This is a genomic window from Arcobacter aquimarinus, assembly GCF_013177635.1.
GTDB classification, from domain to species: domain Bacteria; phylum Campylobacterota; class Campylobacteria; order Campylobacterales; family Arcobacteraceae; genus Aliarcobacter; species Aliarcobacter aquimarinus.
Genome location: NZ_CP030944.1, coordinates 144,940 through 163,686 on the forward strand (window position 1 = coordinate 144,940; position 18,747 = coordinate 163,686).

The 18,747-nt window shown below is 27.4% G+C and carries 23 protein-coding genes; 5 read left to right on the forward strand and 18 right to left on the reverse strand.

Annotated features, from left to right (window positions below):
• Positions 1-17: 17 nt before the first annotated feature.
• Positions 18-560 carry a DUF1439 domain-containing protein gene (locus AAQM_RS00725; RefSeq protein ID WP_129094124.1) on the reverse strand — a complete coding sequence of 181 codons (543 nt, stop codon included), beginning with the start codon at positions 558-560 and terminating at the stop codon, positions 18-20.
• 100 nt (positions 561-660) lie between these two features.
• Here AAQM_RS00725 and AAQM_RS00730 point away from each other — a divergent pair, with 100 nt between their 5' ends.
• The 4 genes from AAQM_RS00730 to AAQM_RS00745 are packed head-to-tail and all read left to right on the forward strand — an operon-like array spanning position 661 to position 4,017.
• Complete coding sequence (locus AAQM_RS00730) at positions 661-1,770, forward strand: MlaE family ABC transporter permease (RefSeq protein ID WP_129094123.1); 1,110 nt, start codon at positions 661-663, stop codon at positions 1,768-1,770.
• On the forward strand, positions 1,771-2,508 hold the full coding sequence (locus AAQM_RS00735) for an ABC transporter ATP-binding protein (RefSeq protein ID WP_129094122.1): 738 nt from the start codon (positions 1,771-1,773) through the stop codon (positions 2,506-2,508).
• Positions 2,508-3,410, forward strand: coding sequence for an MlaD family protein (locus AAQM_RS00740; RefSeq protein ID WP_129094121.1), 903 nt, complete (start codon positions 2,508-2,510; stop codon positions 3,408-3,410). The genes AAQM_RS00735 and AAQM_RS00740 overlap by 1 nt, the downstream gene beginning before the upstream one ends.
• A 1-nt stretch (position 3,411) precedes the next feature.
• Positions 3,412-4,017: an ABC-type transport auxiliary lipoprotein family protein gene (locus AAQM_RS00745; RefSeq protein ID WP_129094120.1), complete on the forward strand. Its 606-nt coding sequence runs from the start codon at positions 3,412-3,414 to the stop codon at positions 4,015-4,017.
• Here AAQM_RS00745 and AAQM_RS00750 read toward each other — a convergent pair.
• Both AAQM_RS00750 and AAQM_RS00755 read right to left on the reverse strand, forming a co-directional pair.
• Positions 4,014-5,063 carry an AbrB family transcriptional regulator gene (locus tag AAQM_RS00750; RefSeq protein WP_129094119.1) on the reverse strand — a complete coding sequence of 350 codons (1,050 nt, stop codon included), beginning with the start codon at positions 5,061-5,063 and terminating at the stop codon, positions 4,014-4,016. The genes AAQM_RS00745 and AAQM_RS00750 overlap by 4 nt on opposite strands.
• Positions 5,064-5,072: 9 nt before the next feature.
• A complete protein-coding gene (locus tag AAQM_RS00755; RefSeq protein WP_129094118.1) occupies positions 5,073-5,417 on the reverse strand; it encodes a winged helix-turn-helix transcriptional regulator in 345 nt (114 codons plus the stop codon).
• A gap of 103 nt (positions 5,418-5,520) precedes the next feature.
• Between AAQM_RS00755 and AAQM_RS00760 the strand changes: the two genes are divergently transcribed.
• Positions 5,521-6,045 carry an NAD(P)H-dependent oxidoreductase gene (locus AAQM_RS00760; RefSeq protein WP_129094117.1) on the forward strand — a complete coding sequence of 175 codons (525 nt, stop codon included), beginning with the start codon at positions 5,521-5,523 and terminating at the stop codon, positions 6,043-6,045.
• A 68-nt stretch (positions 6,046-6,113) separates the two neighbouring features.
• Here AAQM_RS00760 and AAQM_RS00765 read toward each other — a convergent pair whose 3' ends face one another.
• The 15 genes from AAQM_RS00765 to pstC all read right to left on the reverse strand — a co-directional run bounded on the left by AAQM_RS00765 (position 6,114) and on the right by pstC (position 18,696).
• Entirely contained in the window at positions 6,114-7,082 is a 969-nt protein-coding gene (locus tag AAQM_RS00765; RefSeq protein ID WP_129094116.1) for a thiamine pyrophosphate-dependent enzyme, read from the reverse strand.
• On the reverse strand, positions 7,079-8,320 hold the full coding sequence (locus tag AAQM_RS00770) for a 2-oxoacid:ferredoxin oxidoreductase subunit alpha (protein WP_129094115.1): 1,242 nt from the start codon (positions 8,318-8,320) through the stop codon (positions 7,079-7,081). Before AAQM_RS00770 ends, AAQM_RS00765 begins: the two co-directional genes overlap by 4 nt.
• Complete coding sequence (locus tag AAQM_RS00775; protein WP_171920633.1) at positions 8,320-8,730, reverse strand: 4Fe-4S dicluster-binding protein; 411 nt, start codon at positions 8,728-8,730, stop codon at positions 8,320-8,322. The genes AAQM_RS00770 and AAQM_RS00775 overlap by 1 nt, the downstream gene beginning before the upstream one ends.
• A 10-nt stretch (positions 8,731-8,740) precedes the next feature.
• Entirely contained in the window at positions 8,741-9,304 is a 564-nt protein-coding gene (locus AAQM_RS00780) for a pyruvate flavodoxin oxidoreductase subunit gamma (RefSeq protein WP_129094114.1), read from the reverse strand.
• Positions 9,305-9,454: 150 nt separating this feature from the next.
• Positions 9,455-10,102 (reverse strand): HAD family hydrolase, encoded by a 648-nt coding sequence (locus AAQM_RS00785; protein WP_129094113.1) that lies wholly within the window; start codon positions 10,100-10,102, stop codon positions 9,455-9,457.
• Between the two features lie 14 nt (positions 10,103-10,116).
• Complete coding sequence (locus AAQM_RS00790; RefSeq protein WP_129094112.1) at positions 10,117-11,619, reverse strand: peptide-binding protein; 1,503 nt, start codon at positions 11,617-11,619, stop codon at positions 10,117-10,119.
• Between the two features lie 105 nt (positions 11,620-11,724).
• Entirely contained in the window at positions 11,725-12,114 is a 390-nt protein-coding gene (gene rpsI, locus AAQM_RS00795) for a 30S ribosomal protein S9 (protein ID WP_129094111.1), read from the reverse strand.
• Positions 12,115-12,119: 5 nt separating this feature from the next.
• Entirely contained in the window at positions 12,120-12,539 is a 420-nt protein-coding gene (gene rplM, locus AAQM_RS00800) for a 50S ribosomal protein L13 (RefSeq protein WP_128986020.1), read from the reverse strand.
• Positions 12,540-12,614: 75 nt separating this feature from the next.
• A complete protein-coding gene (locus AAQM_RS00805; RefSeq protein WP_129094110.1) occupies positions 12,615-14,000 on the reverse strand; it encodes a sensor histidine kinase in 1,386 nt (461 codons plus the stop codon).
• The gene (locus AAQM_RS00810) at positions 13,994-14,668 is read right to left on the reverse strand and encodes a response regulator transcription factor (RefSeq protein ID WP_129094109.1); all 675 of its coding nucleotides are present in this window, start codon (positions 14,666-14,668) and stop codon (positions 13,994-13,996) included. The genes AAQM_RS00805 and AAQM_RS00810 overlap by 7 nt, the downstream gene beginning before the upstream one ends.
• The gene (locus AAQM_RS00815) at positions 14,661-15,110 is read right to left on the reverse strand and encodes a phosphate-starvation-inducible PsiE family protein (protein ID WP_129094108.1); all 450 of its coding nucleotides are present in this window, start codon (positions 15,108-15,110) and stop codon (positions 14,661-14,663) included. Before AAQM_RS00815 ends, AAQM_RS00810 begins: the two co-directional genes overlap by 8 nt.
• Before the next feature lie 21 nt (positions 15,111-15,131).
• A complete protein-coding gene (locus tag AAQM_RS00820) occupies positions 15,132-15,800 on the reverse strand; it encodes a phosphate signaling complex PhoU family protein (RefSeq protein WP_129094107.1) in 669 nt (222 codons plus the stop codon).
• Positions 15,800-16,573 (reverse strand): phosphate ABC transporter ATP-binding protein PstB, encoded by a 774-nt coding sequence (gene pstB / locus AAQM_RS00825; RefSeq protein ID WP_129094106.1) that lies wholly within the window; start codon positions 16,571-16,573, stop codon positions 15,800-15,802. The genes AAQM_RS00820 and pstB overlap by 1 nt, the downstream gene beginning before the upstream one ends.
• 9 nt (positions 16,574-16,582) lie before the next feature.
• A complete protein-coding gene (pstA, locus tag AAQM_RS00830) occupies positions 16,583-17,770 on the reverse strand; it encodes a phosphate ABC transporter permease PstA (protein ID WP_164967013.1) in 1,188 nt (395 codons plus the stop codon).
• The gene (pstC, locus tag AAQM_RS00835; protein WP_129094105.1) at positions 17,767-18,696 is read right to left on the reverse strand and encodes a phosphate ABC transporter permease subunit PstC; all 930 of its coding nucleotides are present in this window, start codon (positions 18,694-18,696) and stop codon (positions 17,767-17,769) included. The genes pstA and pstC overlap by 4 nt, the downstream gene beginning before the upstream one ends.
• Positions 18,697-18,747: the final 51 nt, after the last annotated feature.

Consider the following 18,747-nt stretch of genomic DNA (forward strand, 5'->3'; position numbering starts at 1 on the left):
ATCTAGCTTTTTATATCTTAAAGCCCAAAAGTTACCAAAAGTTCTGAATCTTCGATTTTTACATCTTTTACAAAAGAGCCTTTGAAAGATGATTTATCGATTTTATAAACGGGAATCGTATTAAAAATATTATCAACGATAGGTTTTATATTTGCTACAACATTATCTAAGATTGTTTTATCGATATTTAGATTTGTCATTTTTAATTCATTTAGTTCAATATCTTTTAGATAAATTGCTGATTTTTCTTTATCAAAATATGGTATTCCACTAAAAGTTAACGTTCCATTTGAGTTTGGTATAAAAATAGCAGAGATATTTAGATTTATATTTGCACTTAGTCTATTTGTTCCATCTTTTATAAACAGATGAGGTTTTAAAAGTTCGATATTTGCAACTACAAAATCTTGTCTTATTGGGAACTCTTGTGAAAAGTTGTTTAGTTCGCTTTCTTGAACTTTTAAAGTCAATCCATCACCATCAAATTTTTTTATACAAGCAGTAAAAAATATAAGTGAAAATAAAACCAATAGTAAATGAAATTTTTTTTGAATGTACATTTTTTGCCTTTAAAATTTTAATGAAATAATACTAAGATAAATAAAAAGTTGGCTTTTTTATTATTTGACTTAAAATAAACATTGGGATAAAATCATTTCTATGAATACTTATTTTGAAATAAAAAATTTACAAAACAATACTTTTGAACTTTTGTTATTTGATATTTGGACAAAAGAAAATTTAAATAAAATTATACAAAATTTAGAAAAAATGCAGATACCAAAAAACGCATCTTTGGTTGTAGATTTTGAAAATCTAAAAGAGTGTGATAGTAGTGCTGTTATATATTTGATTTCATTTGTAAAAAGATTTTCAAAAGATTCAGTATTTTTGAAAAATAGCCAAAACTATCAAAAAATTTATACTTTTTATGAAAAACATTATCAAGATAGTTTTGATGAAATAGAAAATAAAAACCAATTTATAGAAAACATAGGAAGAAAAACCTATGAATTTTACAAAGGAAGTAAAGCTTTTATTGATTTTATTGGAAAAGTTTTTTATTTTTTTATTCACTCTTTATTTAATCCAACAAAAATAAGATTTAAAGCTACACTAAAATATATAGAAACATCAGCTTTAAATGCACTTTTAATTGTGGCGGTTACCTCTTTTTTGGTGGGAGTGGTTATTGCTTATCAAGGAGCAGTTCAACTAGAAAAATTTGGAGCAAATATTTTTGTAGTTGAAATGATAGCTATTACAATGTTTAGAGAAATTGCGCCACTTGTTACAGCTATAGTAATAGCAGGAAGAAGTGCTAGTGCATATACAGCTGAAATCGGTGCTATGAAAATAACAGAAGAGATAGATGCTATGAGAACTATGAATTTTGAACCAACACTTTTTTTGACTCTTCCTAGAATTTTTGCTTTATGTATATCTTTGCCTTTGTTGGTATTTTTTGCTGATGTTGTGGGAGTTTTTGGAGGAATGGTTATTGCTTATACTCATTTGGATGTCTCTTTTTTAGAGTTTATTACAAGATTACACAATGAAGTTGCTCTAAAACATTTTGTTTTAGGGATTTTTAAAGCTGTTTTTTTTGGTTTTGCTATTGCAATAATTGGTTGTTATAGAGGTTTTCAAGTACAAAATAACACTACAAGCATAGGAAAATTTACAACAATAAGTGTTGTAAATGCTATTTTTGTTGTGATTTTAATTGATGCAGTTTTCTCTGTAATATTTACTCAAATGGGAATATAAATGTCGATTATAAAAGTAGAAAACCTAAGTACAGCTTTTGGGGATAATTTAGTTCATAATAATATCTCTTTTGAGGTAAATAAAGGTGAGATTTTTGGAGTTTTAGGTGGAAGTGGCTCAGGAAAAAGTGTATTAGTAAAACAAATAGTGATGCTAAATGAGATTCAAAAAGGTACAATAAAAATCTTTGATAAGGATATTTCAAAACTTTCTCTTGATGAAACCAAAGAGATAAAACTAAACTTTTCATATCTTTTTCAGTTCGGAGCTTTATACTCTTTTTTGAATGTGATAGAAAATATAAGTGTTATGCTAAAAGAGTACACAAACTTACCAAAAGATTTGATAGAAAAGATAGCATATACAAATCTTGATATTGTAGGACTTCCAAAAAGAGTAGCAAAACTTTATCCTTCTGAATTAAGTGGTGGAATGAAAAAAAGAGTAGCTTTAGCAAGAAGTCTTGCTATGCAACCAAAGATTTTGTTTTTGGATGAACCAACAAGTGGATTAGACCCTGCTAGTACACAACAGATAAATGAACTATTACTTTATTTAAAAAATAGTTTAGATATGACAACAGTTATTATAACTCACGATTTAGAGACTATAAAAACTGTGCTTGATAGATTTATAATTATCAAAAAAGATAAAATTTTTGATGGAAATATATCAAAAGCTATGAATTCAGATGATGAGTTTATAAAAGATTTTTTAACAAATAAAAAGGCTATGTAATGGATACTAAAATTAATTTTTTCAAAATAGGAATATTTGTTTCAACTTTTTTTGTTCTTCTTGTTTTTGCAATATTTTGGTTAGGAAAATATGGATTAGAAGATAAAAAATATGATGAATATTCTATCTTTTTTTCTGAATCAATTTCGGGATTAAATATAGGTTCTTCTATAAAATTTATGGGATTTGAAGTGGGAACTGTAAAAACAATAAAGATAAATCCAACAAATTCAGAAGAGATACAAATAGATATTCAAATTCAAAAAGGTACACCTATTAAAGAAGATAATTATGCAATTTTAGGAAATCTTGGAATTACTGGACTTAAATATATTGAGTTAAAAGGTGGAAGTAACAATTCAAATCTTTTGAGTGAAAATGAAAATGGAATAAAAGTTATAAAATCAAGAACATCCGCTTTGACGACTTTTGTGGATTCAACTGAAGATATTACAAAAGAGATAATGATTTTATTATCTCAAATAAAAAAAGTTTTAAATGATGAAAATGTTTCAAAATTCTCTTCTCTTTTATCAAAAAGTGAAAGAAGTATGGAAAATATAGAACAATTTTCTAGTTATTTAGTAAAAAATGAAGAAAAAATTGATGAGGTTTTAAAATCAATAAATGAACTCACAAAAAAAGGTGGAAGTTCTTTTGATGCGATGAAAAATACAGCAAATAATTTTACTAATTTATCAAATGAGTTAAAGAACGAGTTAGACAAGGGAACATTTGATTTTAAAGGTATGACACAAGAAAGCTTAGATAATCTAAATAGAGTTTTAAATGGTTTAGAAAATAGTTTGATACAAACCCAAAATCTAATAAATAACATCAATGAAAGTCCAAGTGATTTAATACTAAAACAAAAAAATATAAAATATGGACCAGGAGAATAAGATGAAACAAAATAAAATCATATTTACATTTAAAAACACTCTTTTAGTTTTTATAATTTGCTCATTTTTTGTAGGATGTAATTTAAAACAAAATAGTATTGATATAAATCATTATGCTATTTTATTTAAAGCAAAAGAGTTAAATGAAAATAAGAAGTTAAATAATATTTTTATAGAAGAGCCAAATATAAATAGAAGTTTCAATTCAAATTCGATTTTTTATACTACAAAACCATTTTTATTTGAAGAGTATGCAAAAAATAAATGGATAAATCTTCCAAGTAGTATGATTTATAATCAACTTATTGATTCATTTAATACAAGTAAGATTTTTGCAAATGTAATTTCAAGAGATTCAAAAATAGAGCATAGATATAGATTAAAAAGTGAAATAATAAAACTTTATCATAGTTTTGAAGAAGATAAATCATACGCTATTTTAAAAGTAAAGTTTGATTTGATTGAAGATAAAAAGATTATAAAATCATTTACTTATGATAAAAAGATATTATCTAATTCAAATAACCCTTATGGTTTTGTAGAGTCTATAAATAAAGGATTTGAAGAGAGTATAAATGATTTGTTATTTAATATTTCTAAAATCTAATCTTTGAATTTTTTTGCAATAATTGGAGCAATATTCATAACAATAAAAAGTCTTACTATATGATGTAAAGTTATATAAGGAAGATTTGCTCCTACTAAAATAGCAATTAGATTTATTTCAGATTGCCCACCTGGTCCAAAAGCCAAAAGAGTTGAAACAATTGGAAAATTAAATAAATAATAACTAATCAATACAAATAGTGTACATAAAATTATCAAAATAATAAAATGTCCAAAAGTTGAAAAGAGAGTTTTTACAATAGTTTTTAATTCCACACCTTTAAATGTAAAACCTATAATTGTTCCAAATACAACTTGTACAAATTTTAAAAATTCATCTGGAACAATAGTTGTTATAAGTCCTGTTGAATGTACAAATATACTTATAATCATAGGACCAATAAGTAAAGCAGCAGTTACTTTATATCTTTTAGCAACAATAGCTCCTATATATCCTAATATTAAAAGAATAAAAAATTCAAATAGATTTATTTCTAAAATAGGTGTAGTAATTAGTTTATTTCCACTAATATCTATATCAAAGCCATATTGAATTATCAATGGAATAGAAATGACCACAAAAAAAAGTCTTGAACTTTGCATAAGAGTTATTTTTGTAATGTTTGCTTTAATCTCTTCTCCTATTATTACCATTTCTATAACACCACCTGGCATAGAGCCTAAATATGAAGTTTTAATATCATATTTTAAAAGTTTGTGATAATAATAAGTTCCTAAGACTATTGTTAAAATGGTAAAAGGAATTACAAGTAATAAACTAAAAAAATAAACACCTATATAATCTAAAATTTCAGGAGTAAAGGCACTTCCTATTGTAAGACCAATTAAAATCCGTGCAGGAGGAGAAAAAGTCTTTGGACTAATAATGGGTATTTTTTCAAATCTCATAGCAATTGTAGTTGCAAAAATTGAGCCTAAAAGCCAAGGAAGAGGTAAATGTAAATATATAAATAATACTGAACCACAAGTTCCAATAAATAGTGCAAGTAACATTTGTAAAAGTGATTTATAATTTATATTTATCATTCTAAAAATTTATATACATTGGCAAAGTTCAGGTTTATCTTTTGAACCCCATTCACACATAGAATTTAATATTGGAATCAAAGATTTACCTTTTTCAGAAAGACTATATTCTACTTTTGGAGGAATAGAAGGATATTCTTTTCTTATAATCAATTTATCTTGTTCTAGTTCTTTTAGCTGAGAACTAAGCATTTTATATGTAATTGAGCCAATTTTTCTTTGTAATTCGTTGTATCTTATTATTTTATATTCATCTAATAAATATAAAATCACCATTTTCCATTTACCTGAAATTAGAGATAAGGTATATCCAAAAGGTGTGTCTATTAGGGGTTGGAATTCTCTTTTTTTCATTTTACACTTTCATTTTCGATAGTATATTACATAAATGTACATACTTACATTATATTTTTAATTTGACTACAATTCTATCAAAATATATTAAAAGGATTTAAATATGAAGAAAATATTATTAAATTTGGTTCATCCAGATATTAATCAATCAGTAGTAAATAAAAGATTATTGGATGGAATAAAAGATTTAGAAAATATAACAATCAATAATTTGTATCAAAAGTATCCTGATTTTAAAATAGATGCAAAAGTTGAACAAAAATTACTTGAAGAAAATGATATTATTCTTTTTCAATTTCCTATGTATTGGTTTAGTTCACCTGCTCTTTTAAAAGAGTGGTTTGATGTAGTTTTAGAGGCTGGATTTGCTTATGGTGGAAGTTATAAATTAGCAGATAAATCTTTTGCTGTTGCAGTTAGTTGTGGTGGTTCAAAAGAAGCATTTAGTGAGACAGGAAAAGAGAAAAAAATAGTGGAAGAGTTTTTATATCCTTTTGAAATTACAGCAAATTACGTAAAAATGAATTATAGAAAACCTTATATTACTTATGATGCTGAAGCAGGATTAAGTGAAGAAACTTTAAATTTATATGTAAAAGAGTATGTAAAATATATAAAAGAGCTGTGATTTTTAATTAAAAGTTTTAAAGTTGATTGCTACTCTAGATTAAAAAATCTAGAGTAAGCAAGAAGAAATTACATTCTAATTTCTTCTCTTTTTTGTAAGAATGCCCATCTTTCATCAATTCTTTTTTGCCATTCATCAATTAAATATTCATATTCAGGTTTGAATAAGTGTTTAAATCTAGGTTGAGCTCCTAAATAATCTCTTACAGGAATAATGTTTTTTGGTCTATAAGTGATATTTAATTCTCTTCCATCAATGATTTCATATAATGGGAATACAAGTGAATCAACTGCTAAATCAGAAACTTCAATAGTTTGATTTGGAGCAAATTTCCATTCAGTTGTACAAGCTGACATTGCATTTATAAATACAGGACCATGAGTATCAAATCCTCTTTGGATTTTTTTAACCATGTCTTTCCATTTATTTGGAGCAACTTGAGCAACATAAGGTGCACCATGAGCTGCCATAATAGATACGATATCTTTTTTCTGTCTTTTTTCACCATAAGAATGGCTTCCCGCTGGTGCAGTTGTTGTACTTGAACCAATTGGAGTAGATGAACTTCTTTGACCTCCTGTATTTGCATAAACTTCGTTGTCTAAACAAACATACATAAAGTCATGTCCTCTTTCAAAACATCCAGAAATCCATTGGAATCCAATATCATAAGTAGAACCATCTCCACCAAATGTTACAAATTTTGGTTGAGGAGTATCAGCACTTATTCTTCCTTTGTTTCTTAAAGCTTTGTTCATTGTCTCAACTCCTGCCATTGCTGTTGATGAGTTTTCAAATCCGATATGAATCCAAGAACAATCCCAAGAAGTATGAGGATAAATAGCTGTACAAACTTCTAAACAACCAGTTGAAGCAGATACTACTAAGTTATCATTTGTTGCATTTAAAACTTCTCTTACAATAATTGAGTGAGCACAACCTGGACATAAAAGGTGTGAACCTTCAAATCTTTCTGCTGCTGTTGAGAAACTTTTTAAGTTTTTAATCTCTTTTTGTGTATTTACTAATGTACTCATTTTTGTACTCCTTGAGCATCATAGAAGCTAAGTTCTGGACCTCTAACTCCTACAAATCTTTGAATTTTACCAGCTAATTTACCTTCTTTAGCCTCTTTGTCTAAAGTTCTATAAATATTTTTAAGTACAGAAACAGTCATATCTCTTCCACCTAATCCATAAATTAAGTTAGATACTATAGGTCTATTTTGTGTATTTATTAATGCACCTGAAATTTCATTAAATAATGTTCCAACAGTTCCACCAGGAGCACTTCTATCCATACAAGCAATTGCTTTTACACCTTGTAATGCTTCAGCTACTTCTTCAAGAGGGAATGGTCTAAATACTCTTGGAGCTACAACCCCTGCGTTTATACCTTCTGCTTTTAACTCTTCAATAGCGACCATAGCTGTTTCATAAGTAGTTCCTAAACAAACTATAGCAATATCAGCATTTTCCATATTATAAGTTTCAACAAGTTTATATTCTCTTCCTGTTAACTCTTTAAATTGAGCAAAAGTTTCTAATATAACTTTTTTAGAAGCCATTAAAGCTGCGTGTTGTTTTGCTTTATGTTCAAAGTGCCAATCTTGCTCTGTTTGAACTCCATGAGTAACTGGTTTATCGAAGTTCAATAAAGCATTTACTTGTAAATATTCACCAACAAAATTACAAGCAACTTCATCAGGAAGTGGTGTAACATTTTGTGCAGTGTGAGATGTCATAAATCCATCTTGATTAGAAATAACTGGCAATCTAACTGCTGGATGCTCAGAAATCTTAAATGACATTAAAGTCATATCATAAGCTTCTTGAGGATTAAATGCATCAAGTGATATCCAGCCTGAATCTCTTGTAAGATATAAATCTGAGTGGTCACCATTTACATTTAAAGGTGCTGCTAATGCTCTATTTACTAAACATAAAACAACAGGAATTCTCATTCCAGATGCTTGGTATAAAACCTCAATCATTAGGGCTAATCCTTGAGATGAAGTTGCAGTTGCAACTCTTCCACCAGCAGCTCCAGCTCCAACACAAGCAGACATTGCAGCATGTTCAGATTCAACCATAATTACTTCACCATCAATATAACCATTTGCATGGAACATTGCATAGTTTTCAACTGTAGCAGTTGAAGGAGTAATAGGATATGCAGCAACAACGTCAACATCAGCTTGTCTTAAAGCCTGAGCATTTGCCATATTCCCATCCCAAACTTCAACTGTTTTTAATTCCATAACTTTTTTATTCATTATTCACCCTTTTTTTGTTTCACTGGCCATTGAGATAAGGCTTCTTCAACAGTAACAAATTCATTAAACATTAACAATGATTTTGGATTAGTAGGACAAACACTTACACATAATCCACAACCTTTACAGTGTTCATAATCTACACCTTTCATCTCTTTATTTCTAGCAATAATAGATGTATCTGGGCAGAATATCCAACAGTTTTGACAGTCAATACAAGTTTCACTGTTCCAAACTGGTTTAATAACTCTCCAATCTCCAACACTCATACTTTTTGAACTTGTTTCAGAATATTTTCTATCTTCTGGTTGGATTTCAGCTATGTTATAATCTATACTTCCATCAAATGTATAAAGAGCAGCACCAGGTACTAACTCATCCCATCCCATTTCACTAATTGGTTTATTCATTTTATATCCTTTAGTTCACTTCGTCATAAGCTCTTTGGATAGCTACCATATTTGCTTCAATCAAATTAGGTGGTAACTTCTTTAGAACACTCTTCATTTTATCTTTAAAATATTCTAACTCATACATTCCGCTAACTTTCATAAATGCACCAAGCATTGGTGTATTTGGAATAGCTTTTCCAATAGTTTCTCTTGCAATTAAAAAACAATCAAGTATAAAAACTCTATCTTTTATATCTTTTAATTTAGGAACTAATGAAATTAATTCATCTTTGCTAAGGTGAGTAGTAATAATATATTTTGTTGTATCTTTACCATTAGCAGTAATATCATCAGTTAGTGCAAGACCTGGATCTAGTATAAAAACAAAATCAGGACACATATATTTTTCGTGATTTAAAATAGGTTTATCATCAATTCTATTATAAGCAGTCATAGACGCACCTCTTTTAGCTGAACCATAGAATGCAAAAGCTTGAACTTGTTTACCAGATTCAGCAACAATAGATCCAAGACCTTTCGCACCAGTTACAGCACCTTGACCTGCACGGCTATGCCATCTAATCTCTAACATAGAGGCTCCTTAGTTAATATTAAATTTGACTTAAAAAATTTAATTAGTCTGTGACATTATAGATAATTTTAGCTTAAATGAACTTTTATTTTAAAATTTGTGTCGTAATCAAAAAGAAATTATTTGGTTTATTGTTGAAAAATGGGACTTTTATGCCAAATGCCGAACTGCTTCTAAAGAATTTTTCTTTATAAATGGAGTATATTTTCTAAGTTCCTCTTCTTCTCCATAACCACATAAAACTCCAATTGAGTTTATATTTGCTTCATTTGCTGCTATTAAATCAAGTTTTGTATCTCCAATCATCCAAACATCATGAACATTTTTATCATAGTTCATTTGTTTAAGTGTTACTAAAATTGGTTCAGGATGTGGTTTTGGATTTTCAACATTCTCTCTTCCTGTTACTATCTCGAAAAATTGTGAAATATTAAAATGATCTAATAAAGGCATCGTATACATTCTCGTTTTTGTAGTTACTACGCTTACTCTTGCTATTTTTGATGCAAGTTCTACAGCTTCAAAAGCATTTTCAAGTAGTGTAGTTTGCTCTTTTGAGATTATTTTATATCTACTTTTATATGCATCCACAAAATCCCATACTTTTGACTCTTCTATACCTAGATGTTTATACATAATATCAAGAGGATATCCTATTAAATCTTTTATGTTTTTGTCATTTCCTTTAAAATCAAATTGTAATTCTTTAAAAGAGTGTTTAAAAGTTGAAATAATTGCATCGGTTGAATCTATAAGTGTTCCATCTAAATCAAAAAGTATAATTTTATCTTTACTCATTTTTATCCTTATTTTTAATCTTTAATAACCCAATCTTTTTGGTTATGCATAATCCCTATAAAAGAGGGTTCTATATTTTCTATTTTTTTATTAACTACAGTGATACCATCTGGAATATATAAAAATAAATATGGTAAATCATCACTAATTATTTTAAATATCTCCTTATAAATAGTTCCAAGTTCTTCTCTGTTTACTGTATGAATTCCTTTTTCAATTAACTCATCTACTTTTTTATTTTCATAACCTACAAGATTAAAACCTCCAAGTTTAGAACTAGAACTGTGCCAAAGAGGATAGGCATCAGGCATTAAAGCTAAAGACCAACCAAGTAAAACAGCTTCAAAATTTCTTGGATGAACAACTGTATTTAAAAATGCTTGCCATTCCATAACTCTTATTTTCATAACAACACCAGCTCGTTGTAGTTGATGTTGTAAAATTAAAGCTGTATTTATTCTTATATCATTTCCTGTATTTGTTACTATTTCAAAAGTAAAAGGATTTTTCTCATCATAACCTGCTTCTTTTAATAACTCTTTTGCTTTTTCTATGTTTTGAATTATTGGTTTTACCTCTTCATTATAAGCAAATGAATCTGGTAAAAAAGGACCATTGCAAACTTTTCCATAACCAAAAAATAAAATATCAACTAATTCTTGTCTATTTATTGCTAAAGATAAGGCTTCTCTTACTTTTTTATCTTTAAATTTCTCATCTTTTAGATTAAAACCTAAATAGGTAAATGAAAATGAAGGTTTTTGAATTATTTTATAGCTATTTTTAAAATTTTCATCTATTTGTCTATCTATTTGAATAGGAGTTAATCCTCCAATATCAAGTTTGTTTTGCTTTAAATATAAAAAAGAAGTATTTGCATCAGGCAGAAATTTATATAAAATTTTGTCAATTTTTGGAACTCCTTCAAAGTAGTTTTCATTTGCAATAAGTTCTATATCTTGTCCCGTTTTAAACTCTTTTAATTTATAAGAACCTGTTCCTATTGGATTTTTATTGAATGAACTTGTCATTAAATCTTTTTCATCTTTTAAAATATGATAAGGTAGAATTCCTACCATCCAAATTTCTAAAGCTTTAAAATATGGTTGATTATAAACAACCTCAATAGTAAACTCATCTAAGGCTTTTACACTTTTTACTTCTTTAAAGTTTGATTTTATTGAATTAAATACTTTTGGATTTATGATTTGTTCATAAGTAAAAATTACATCTTTTGATGTGAATTTTGTCCCATCATGCCATAAAACATCTTCTTTTAATTTTATTATTAATTTTGAAGGTGTTTCAAAATAGTAAGATTTTGCTAAATCAACAGTAGGGTTTCCATTTTTATCATATTTAAAAAGACCATTAAATAACCAATCAGAGATTTCACTACTAGCACTATCATTTGCTAATATTGGATTTAATCTACTAGGACTTGAACTCATAGATAAATTTAATGTTGAAGCTGTTAAATATGTAAATAATAATAAGTAAAAAGTTAAAAATTTCATAAGATATTGTATAGTTTTTTTATAAAAAAAGGCATAAAAAAAGGAGCAACTCTTGTCGCTCCTTTTTGAGAAATAGTAAGAAATATACTCTTTTGAAAATTCCAATTATCTTTTTGAGAATTGAGAAGATTTTCTTGCTTTTTTCTTTCCGAATTTCTTTCTTTCAACAGATCTTGAATCTCTTGTTAATAAACCATGAGGTTTTAAGATAGTTCTGAATTGCTCATCAAAAGCAACTAATGCTCTTGAAATACCATGTCTAGCAGCATCAGCTTGTGCAGAATATCCTCCACCTAAAGTTTTAACAACGATATTTACTGAAGTTTCTTGTTTAGCAACATTTAATGGTTGCATTACTCTTTTTTTGATAGATTCATGTCCACCTAACCATGCATCTAAAGATAGACCATTGATTGTTAGTTGACCATTACCATTTTCTAGCCATACTTTTGCTATAGCAGATTTTCTTCTTCCAGTTGCATATACTTTTGCCATTACTATTATCCTTTAATTTGCGCAGTATGAGGGTGTTCACTTCCTGCATATACTTTTAATTTTTTTAACATAGCTTTACCAAGAGTAGTTTTTGGAAGCATACCTCTAGTAGCTAATTTGTATAGTTTCTCTGGATTCTTTTCAAACATTTCAGACATTTTGTGAGTTTTTGTACTACCAAAGTAACCTGAGTGAGTGAAGTAATTTTTTTCTTCTAATTTTTTACCAGAAAATTTTGCTTTTGATGCATTTATAATTACAACAAAATCTCCACAGTCAACATTTGGTGTGAAGCAAGGTTTATTCTTACCTCTTAAGATAGTAGCAACTTCTGTAATTATTCTTCCGAATACTTTACCTTCTGCATCTACTACTACCCAATCTCTTTCGATTTCGTTAGCTTTTGCCATTTGAGTAAATTTCATTTATTTTCTCCGCTTTTTTAATGAGGTGGAATAATAGTGCAATAATACTTTAGAATAGCTTAAATTAAGTATTTCTTAATATTTTATAGAGAATTTAGACCATTTTTTAAATTCTGAAGTTATTTCAAGTCTAAAATTATGTAAATTGAGTATTGATTGAACAATAAAAAGTCCTAATCCTAAAGAGTTATTCCATCCATTATTTGAAATACGATAGAATTTTTTATTTATTTTTTCTAATTCTTTTTCTTCTATTCCTATTCCTTTATCTAAAATATCAATAGAATTTAATGAAATATTTATGATTACTTCATGTTCTGAATATTTTAAAGCATTTTCTATAAGATTAGTAATTGCTAATGAAATAAGTGTTTCATCAACTTTTAAAATTAAATCTTCACCGGTGATTTCAATTTCTCTATTTTTATATTTATCTTTTAAATCACTGACACAATTTTCAATAATTTTTTTCATAGAACAAGGAAGAAGAAGTAACTCTTGTTTTCCTTCTTCAAGTTTTAAAGTAAGTCTTAATTTATCAATTATTTGAGACATTTTATTTGAGTTAGAGTATATTTTATTTAAAAATTTTATTTTCATAGCTTCAGGAATTTGACTATCATTTAAAATTGTTTCACTATATCCTGAAATGATTGCTATTGGATTTTTAAATTCGTGAGAAATTGCAGAAATAATTTCATCTTTTTGTCTATTTGAAATTTTTAATTTTGCAGTTTGTTTTGCTTTTTGTTTTTCTCTTTTTGAGAGTTTTGTGGCTACTTTGTTTAAAAGTTTTGTTATTTTGTGAAATTCATAAGTGTAAGTAGATTCTATAGTATTTAAATTTTTCTTATTTGAAAGTTGTGTTAAAAAATCCAAAATAGAATCTGTTTCCTTTTTTATTTGCAAACTGATAAAATAAGTTGCTAAAAAAGCAATAATTAAAAAAAACGTCATATATATAAAAATTTCAAGGGTTAATTTAACAAAACTATCAGTAATTTTGTTTGTATAATCAGCCATTCTAATATAATAAATTTTTTCATTTATAATTATCTTTTTTGCAACATATAACAAATCTTTTTTGATAGTATCTGATTTTCTTGTATCTTTTCCTAATCCAATATTATTTGCTTCTATTATTTCCGGTCTATTTGCATGATTTTTGATAAATTCTATATCTTTATCACTTTCAGCAATTACGTTACCAACATCATCAATAATTGTTATTCTTAGATTTAGTTGTTCATGTAAATCTTTTGTAATAGTTTTTAGATTATTTAAATTTGGTATTTCTTTTAATACAATAGATAAAGAGTCAATATTTTGAATAAGATTTTTTTCAATTTGTTTTAGATAAAGATTCTTTGCCCAAAAATATGTAACTAGTGTTAATGTTATTAAAATTGCTATAAATATTGAGATATAAGTTCTAAGAAATAATTGATGAATTTTTAACAAAAAATATAACCTTCTCCCCTAATAGAACGAATATACTCTTTTTTCCCATCAGGATCAATTTTAGCTTTTAATCTTTTAATTGCAACGTTTACAGTTTTCTCTTTTTTCTCAAAAGAGTCTTGCCAAACTTTGTTTAATAGATGTTCTCTAGTCATTAAAATATCTTTATTTTTAATAAATTCTAGAAGTAAATCATGCTCAAGATGAGTTAATTCAATCTCTTTATCCTCAATATAAAATTTTTTATTTGAAGATTTATATACAATATCTTTTACTTTTAAAATATCAATCTCTTTTGAAGTTCTTTTTATTACAGCCTTTACTCTTGCACATAATTCTTTTAAATTAAAAGGTTTTGTAATATAATCATCAGCGTGAGAATTAAAACCTTCAAGAATATCTTCATCATTATCTTTTGCAGTTACATAAATAACAGGATTAGTAAATCCTAGTTTTTTAATTTCATTTATAAATGCACTTCCTTCGATTCCTGGAAGATTCCTATCCATTAAAATTAAATCTATTTCTTCTTCTTCTAAAACTTTTCTAACATTTTTATCAATAGTTAAAAAACCAATAGTTTCATACCCTTCTTTTTGTAAGGTATATTCAAGAAGTTCTAAAATATCTTCTTCATCTTCTATAATTAGAATTAGTTTATTATTCATCTTGATTTGACTCTTTAGTAGTTACAACTTTTTTATTTGGTCTTCCATCCTCATATTCAATAACAGTATCTTGAGAAACTTTTATAATACCAGGTGAAAATTTGATAGCTAGAATCCTAAAAATAAAGAATACAAAAATAACAATCAATAAGAATGTAATATCAAAATAATCCCTTGATTTATTTGTACTTAAAATAATAACTTCACGGATTAAAAAAATGATAAAAATATCGATGATGTATCTTAATCGAAGAGTTTCTCTTTTTATAAAATCAGAAACCATTTTAACAACTTCCATAATAACAATAAACTCTAACATAAGAATAATTGCTTTATAGAACTCTTTACCTGAAGCGATTATTCCTATAAAAATAATCGCTGCTGCTAAAACTTCAAAATTTGAACTGAAGTAATCTTTTATTTTATTAATAGCTTTTTTCATAAGGCAAGTATATCATAAAGATTATGATTGTACTATATCTCCTCCAACTTGTGCGAACTGTAGAAGATTTGCTATAGAAACAGCTCTATCAGCTATTTTTTCTAATCTTCTTAGGCTACTTAATAAATCAAAATATTCTTTTGATAAATCAAGATTTTTTGTAATTAATTTTAATATATTTTTTTCAATCATTAAATATAAATCATCAGTTTTACTCTCTTCAACAATAACTCTATGATATTTTTCTTCAATATGTTTAGGGTCAATTTCATCAATAATACTCGTTGCAGTTTGTAAAGATAAAAGAGCAGATTTTAATAAAGGAATAGTGTATTCTAAAATCATACTTGTATTTAAATCATCACTATAAGATTTTTTGAACATTTTTGCAAAATCTTTTGTATTTGAACCTGTTCTTACAAGTTCATTAGTGATTTTTAAAAATGAAACTAATTGTCTTAAGTCTTTAGCTTCAGGTGAATATAAAGCTAAAGTTGTAACTATGATATTGTCAATCTCATTTGATTTAAGTAATAATTTTTTTTCTGTTATTTCAACGTCTTTTAGATTTTCAATCTTTTTTTCAACTAGTGCTTGTTGACAAATTTCTAAAGATTCAACTACTTCTAAACCAATTTTTTGAATCTCTTCTTTGATACTTTTTAGTTTTGTTTCATAAGGCTTTAACATTATCCAAATCTCCCTGTAATATAATCTTCTGTTTTTTTATTGTGTGGATTAACAAAAATAGTTTCTGTTACATCATATTCTATTAATTTCCCTAAATGGAAAAAGGCTGTATAATCAGCAACTCTTGCTGCTTGTTGCATATTGTGAGTTACTGTAATAATTGTGTAATCTTGTTTTAATTCAAGCATTAAAGCTTCAATTTTTTCCGTACTAATTGGGTCAAGTGCAGATGTTGGTTCATCCATTAAAATAACTTCTGGTTTAATTGCAATTGTTCTTGCAATACAAAGTCTTTGTTGTTGACCTCCTGAAAGTGAAGTTCCAGGTTGATTTAATTTATCTTTTACCTCATTCCAAAGTCCTGATTTAATTAAAGAAGATTCAACTAATTCATCACACTCTTTACCTTTTCTTACAATTCCATGTTTTAATGGTGCATAAGCTACATTGTCATATATTGATTTTGGAAAAGGATTTGGTTGTTGAAAAACCATACCAACTTTTTTTCTAACACTTACTTCATCAACATCTTTATCATAGATATTTTTATTGTCAATTATAATTTGACCATCAATTTTTACTATTGGAATTAAATCATTCATTCTATTTATACATCTTAAAAATGTTGATTTACCACAACCAGATGGTCCAATTAATGCTGTTATTTTATTTTCATATAAACTAGCTGTTATATCAAAAAGAGCTTGATTTGAACCATAAAAAAGGTTTAAGCCTTTTACATCAATTTTTGTTTTATTTTCATTATTTATCATTTTTTTCCCTTACCACTTAACTTCAAATCTTTTTCTTAAATAAATTGCTATTGCATTTAATGAAATTAATATTGTTAATAACACCATAATTCCAGCAGCAGTTTTTTCTATATACATACCTTCTGGCATTCCCGCCCAAGTAAATAATTGTGCAGGCATAACAGTTGCTGCTTGAGTAACCATTGTTGGAGCATCAGGAATAAAGGCAATCATACCAATGATGATTAAAGGAGCTGTTTCTCCCATAGCTTGTGCTAAACCAATAATAGAACCTGTTAAAACTCCTGGAAATGCTAAAGGTAAAACGTGATCTCGTGTCACTTGAATTTTATTTAACCCTAAACCATATCCCGCTTGTCTTATACTATCTGGAACTGCTCTTAGTGCTGCTCTTGAACTTACAATAATAATTGGTAAAGTCATAAGAGCAAGAGTTAAACCTCCAACTAAAGGTGAACTTCTAGGCATTCCAAAAAGATTAATAAATATTGCTAGACCTAAAAGACCGAATAATATTGAAGGAATAGCTGCAAGGTTATTTATGTTTATTTCAATAAATCTTGTAAATTTATTGTCCCCTGCAAACTCTTCAAGATAAATAGCTGTCATAACTCCAATTGGAAATGCAACAGCCATTGTAATCACTAAAGTTAATATTGAACCAATTACAGCTGAATAAAGTCCTGCATATTCAGGAATCTTTGAATCACCGTTTGTAAAGAAAATTGAATTAAATTTTCTTTCAATTAGTCCTTGAGCATTTAATTCTTCAATAAAAGCTATTTCTTTATCTTTTAGCTTGTAATGGTGACCTTTTAAATACTGATCAACTTGGTCATCTGCTAATACTAAAGTTGTTGTTGTAGTGTTCATTAAAGCTGGATTTTCTTGAACTAATTTTTGAAGATCTCTTAACCAAGCTCTAGAAACAATATTTCTATACTCTTTTGGTACAGCAAATCTTGTATCTTCTAGAGTTTTTTCGTTGTATGTAACATCTACTTTTATATAAGCAACATTAAAAGCAGGAATACCTTTACTAATAATATCAAATAAGAAAAATGCTAAAAATGCTATAGAGAAAATTAATGAAGTTAATGTAAACTTCTTAAATCTTTTTGCACTAGCATGTCTTGATTTTAAATTCGGATCGTAAAATGGATTATGTTGTTTAGTTTTCTTTTTATTTTTAATCATAATGTATTCACTTTATATTTTTCTTTAAATTTTCTAATTAGAGATAATGAAATCATGTTAAGCACTAATGTAACTATAAATAGCACTAACCCTAAAGCAAATGCTGAAAGTGTTTCAGGTGAATTAAATTCAAAATCTCCAACTAATGAGTTTACAATTGTAACAGTAACGGTAGTCATATCTTCAAGTGGATTCCATGAAAGATTTGGTCTTAATCCTGCTGCCATAACAACAATCATAGTTTCTCCTAAGGCTTTAGATAAACCTAGTAATGATGCTGAAATAATTCCTGGCATAGCTGAAGGTAAAACTATGTTTTTAATTACTTCACCATGCGTCATACCAAGTCCAAATGCTGCTTTTCTTTGACTATCAGGAACTGATTTAATAACATCATCTGAAAGCGATGAAATAACTGGGATAATCATAATACCCATTACAATTCCAGAAGCTAAAGCTGAGTTAAATGTAGCTTCAAGACCTACGGTCTCTGCTGCTTTTACAACTAAAGGAGCAACAGTAATAGCAGCAAAGAATCCATATACAACAGTTGGAATACCCGCTAAAACTTCTAAAATTGGTTTTAAATAATCTCTAACAGTAGGACTTGCATATTCACTCATATAAATAGCACTACCAAGTCCAATAGGAATTGCAACACCAAGTGCAATTACAGTAATTACAAATGTCCCTGCAAAAATTGGTAAAGCACCAAATTGACTACCAATAACTCCTGGTGACCATGTAGTTCCCGTTAGGAAATACCAGAAACTTCTTAATTGGAAAAATTCTATTGCTTCAAATAAAATAGAAAATAAAATCCCAAAAGTTGTTAAAATAGAGATTGCAGCTGCACTAATCAATGCAAATTTGATTAGTTTTTCATTTAGCTCTCTTTGTCTTTTTCTTGATTCAAAAGTGCTCAATACTTTAACCTTTGTGTTAAATTTTTTATAATTTTAAATAAAATTGATTAC